This is a genomic window from Bacillus sp. P4_D3 (genome assembly GCF_056401855.1).
The window spans coordinates 1-4,070 of sequence record NZ_JBFUIN010000284.1; the positions used below are offsets into that span (position 1 = coordinate 1).

Here is a 4,070-nt window from a genome sequence, read left to right on the forward strand (position 1 = left end):
TCTTTATCCAATATTGAGATCCAATAAAATTTTCTATTTTTTATCGTCGCGATAATCCATTTTGTTGTATTCCATGCTAACTCATATTCTTCCTTTGTAACTTCACCAATTTTGTAAGCATCCTCTAACTCGTCTTCATCCAGTACATAGACCTCACCGTTCGGTAACAATACTACATCTTTATCCAATATTGAGATCCAATAAAATTTTCTATTTTTTATCGTCGCGATAATCCATTTTGTTGTATTCCATGCTAACTCATATTCTTCCTTTGTAACTTCACCAATTTTGTAAGCATCCTCTAACTCGTCTTCATCCAGTACATAGACCTCACCGTTCGGTAACAATACTACATCTAAATATAAATCATCAAAATAAGGTAAACCACGATCGTCTATTTTAAATTCTTTCGTCACATCGATATAATATTGCACTAATTGTTTTTGATTGTCTAACATAGCTGTAATTGCAAAGTTTTTGCCGTTTATAAAATATTGCATCCATGTATACCCATCACCTGCAATGCAAAGCTCTTTACTATTGTATTCTTTATAACTAGGCTCTCTCACCTTTTTTATATCCAATATTCCTAACATACCTGCTTCAACTTGTTTTACTGTGTATGTCTTCTCTATTAATCGCTTCCACGTAGAACCATCACCGTACTTACATTTCATAACTTTCTCTCCTCTTCTACATACAGAAAAGCTCTCACATAATATGTGAGAGCTTTTCAAATCATAATTAAGCCGCTTGACCCTTTTCAGATATCTCTTTTAAATAGGCTTGTCCTTTTTCAGCGTCATATTGACCTTCCCACTTAGACATAACTACAGCCGCTAAAGAGTTACCTACAACGTTAACTGCCGTACGAGCCATATCTAGAATACGGTCAATACCTGCAATAAATGCTAAACCTTCAGCTGGAATACCTACTGTACCAAGTGTTGCTAATAATACAACGAATGATACGCCCGGTACACCCGCGATACCTTTTGATGTAACCATTAATACAAGTAATAATGTAATTTGTTGTGTAATGGATAATTCAATACCGTACATTTGCGCTAAGAAAATTGCCGCAATTGCTTGATATAACGTTGATCCATCTAAGTTAAATGAATAACCTGTTGGAATAACGAAAGATGTAATTGCTTTCGGACAACCGAATTTCTCCATTTTTTCCATAATTTTCGGTAAAACCGTTTCTGAACTTGCTGTAGAATACGCTAAGATCAGCTCGTCTTTTAAAATTTTAAAGAATTGGAAAATGTTAATACCGAATATTTTCGCTGTAAGCCCTAATACGACCACAACGAAGAAGATCATTGCTCCGTATACTACAATGAGTAATTTCCCTAATGGAATTAATGAAGCTAATCCGAATGTAGAAACTGTAACACCAATTAATGCGAATACACCAAATGGTGCAAACTTCATAACTTGGTTCGTTACATAAAACATTGCATCTGCTACACCTTGGAAAAATTGTAGCACTGGTTTACCACGCTCACCAATTGCTGCTACACCTAAACCAAATAATACTGAGAAGAAGATAATAGCAAGCATATCACCTTCAGCTAATGATTTCATAATGTTCGTCGGAACAATATTTACAAACGTATCCGCAAACGAATGACTTTGTACTTGAGCTGTTGTTTCTGCATATTTAGAAATATCAGTCTTTGTTAATTTATCCATATCAACGCCTTTTCCAGGTTGGAAAATGTTCGCTATTAATAGACCAACAACAATTGCAAGTGTTGTAATAATTTCAAAGTAAAGAATTGTTTTTCCGCCTAGTCGGCCTAACTTCTTAACATCGCCAACACCAGCAACACCAACAACGATACTTGCTACAACAATTGGTACAACGATCATCTTAATTAATCGAATGAAAATATCACCAATTGGTTTTAAATAATCAACCACTGCCGGATTGCCAAAGAAAATCGCCCCAACTGCAATACCAAGCGCAAGTCCTATTAAAATTTGCCATGCAAGTCCTATTCTTTTCATATTTGTTGTAACCCCCTCTTCGATGTGTCACTCTATCTCTCATTCTATTTCTATAAAACATGAAATTAAGAGTATTACATATTATTCGACAATTCACTACATTTTGTCCCTGTTAAAAATCATAAATCAAAACTTAAAATCTGACAACAAAATAAGTTTGCCCGAATGCAAATAATTTTCTTGACAAAAATAAAACCCATGTCAGAAAACCTAACATGAGAACGATTCCTCACTAGTGATTTATAGGTTTTTAAAGTAATGTTTCACCATCGAAAACTCCATCATTTTCCATGTTTTTTTTAGAACAAAATAGAAAATGGTGCATTTTTGTATGCATGCAAAAATTTCACTTTATGACAAACACTACGAAAAGATACTAAATTCCGACAAAACTTAGCAAATTTATAAAGTTTTCTTTACATTATGATTACAACGATAGACACCCTTCTTCTTCTTATGATATATACATTCATAGGGAAAGGAGCAAGACAACAATGAAAAAGAAATTTGCAGCATTTAGTGTTTTAGCAGCTGGAACGATTTTCGTTTCCCCGTTACTTTCACCCGTATACGCTGAAACGAATGAAAATAAATTATCTAATATTCAATCCGAATTAGAAGGCAAACAAAATGACTTACAAAATAAATCAGCTGAGAAAGAACAAATAGAAAAAGAAATCCAGGAATTACAAAAGAAAATCGACGAATTAACTACTTCTATTAATAAAAACGAAGCTGAATTAAACGATACAAAAAAAGAAATTAGCAACACACAACAAGTTATTACTGAAAAAAAGAAACATATAGAGCAATTACAAACGAACATAGATACACGGCAGGAAGTTATTAAACAACGACTACAATCTATGCAAGAAAAGCCTCGTACGAGTATCATTACAGAAGTAATAACAAGTTCTGCAAATATTGCCGATCTTGTTGATAATATGTATTCTGTAAGTTTAATTTTAAATAACGATACAGATATTGTGAAAAAGCAAACAAGTGATCAAAATGCTGTGACGACAGAAAAAGAAGCTGTTGAGAAAAAAGAGCAACAACTGAAAGAATCCGAGCAAAAATTAGTACAAAAACAACAAGAGTTACAAAATAACCAACAACAGCAACAAACTTTTATTAGCGATCTGCATACGAAAGTAGCAAAAGTAGATTCTGAGATTGAAGGATTAGAAGAGTCAAAAGGCATTTTAGAAAACCAGCGTCAAGCTGTTCAAAAAGCAATTGAAGAAGAAAAACGTGCAGAAGAAGCGCGTAAAGTTGAAGAGGCACGCAAGGCTGAGGAAGCAAAAAAACAAGCCGCCGCTTCTGCTAAAGAAAGCACACAATCCGCACCAACACCACAAGATACGAACAAAGGTGGATTTATTAAACCAGCAGCTGGATCGAAAACTTCAGGATTTGGTACACGTTCTTTAGATAACCATAAAGGAATCGATATTGCCGCTTCAGGGACAGTGCCAATCATGGCTGCTGCAGATGGCGTCGTTATCCGTTCAGAATTATCATCTAGTTACGGAAACGTTGTATACTTATCTCACCGTATAAACGGAAAAACATATACAACTGTATATGCACATATGAGTAGCCGTTCTGTATCTAATGGACAAACTGTAAAACAAGGTGATCAACTTGGGTTTATGGGAAATACTGGCCAATCTTTCGGACAACATTTACACTTCGAACTTCACCTTGGAGAATGGAATGTCGGTAAGACAAACGCTGTCGATCCATCTCCTTATATCGGACTATAAAAAACTCGGTTCAGACCGAGTTTTTTTACTACCATTTCACACTTTTTAGGCATTTTACATAAACTACAACTAAATGCCTATATTTTGCGGGGTGGTAAATATGAATACACAATTACAAGAAGAAATAGAAGAAGCTAGAGAAACATACATCGGTCGGTTATTTACATTCGGCGGCTCAGCGTTATTTTTAATTGGATCATTTATCGCAGTTGTCACAGCTTATAAAGCATATAATCGCTTATTAAATACTTCTACAACATAATAAAAAGACGGAGATTTCTC

4 protein-coding genes and 1 pseudogene are annotated in these 4,070 nt (G+C 34.6%); 2 read left to right on the forward strand and 3 right to left on the reverse strand.

The window, feature by feature from the left end:
• The 3 genes and pseudogenes from AC1DTM_RS19370 to gltP form a co-directional block, all read right to left on the reverse strand.
• Nucleotides 1-188: DUF402 domain-containing protein (locus AC1DTM_RS19370; RefSeq protein ID WP_477000679.1), on the reverse strand; the 188-nt coding region annotated here is incomplete at its 3' end.
• A pseudogene (locus tag AC1DTM_RS19375) lies at nucleotides 174-677 on the reverse strand (ribonuclease FAU-1 family protein); the annotation flags it as partial. The gene AC1DTM_RS19370 and the pseudogene AC1DTM_RS19375, both read right to left, overlap by 15 nt.
• A 67-nt stretch (nucleotides 678-744) precedes the next feature.
• A complete protein-coding gene (gltP, locus tag AC1DTM_RS19380; protein WP_002186318.1) occupies nucleotides 745-2,019 on the reverse strand; it encodes a glutamate/aspartate:proton symporter GltP in 1,275 nt (424 codons plus the stop codon).
• Nucleotides 2,020-2,513: 494 nt separating this feature from the next.
• Here gltP and AC1DTM_RS19385 point away from each other — a divergent pair, with 494 nt between their 5' ends.
• Both AC1DTM_RS19385 and AC1DTM_RS19390 read left to right on the forward strand, forming a co-directional pair.
• Nucleotides 2,514-3,788 (forward strand): murein hydrolase activator EnvC family protein, encoded by a 1,275-nt coding sequence (locus tag AC1DTM_RS19385; protein ID WP_016104297.1) that lies wholly within the window; start codon nucleotides 2,514-2,516, stop codon nucleotides 3,786-3,788.
• A 100-nt stretch (nucleotides 3,789-3,888) separates the two neighbouring features.
• Nucleotides 3,889-4,050: a hypothetical protein gene (locus tag AC1DTM_RS19390; protein WP_002158647.1), complete on the forward strand. Its 162-nt coding sequence runs from the start codon at nucleotides 3,889-3,891 to the stop codon at nucleotides 4,048-4,050.
• The last annotated feature ends 20 nt before the right edge of the window (nucleotides 4,051-4,070 follow it).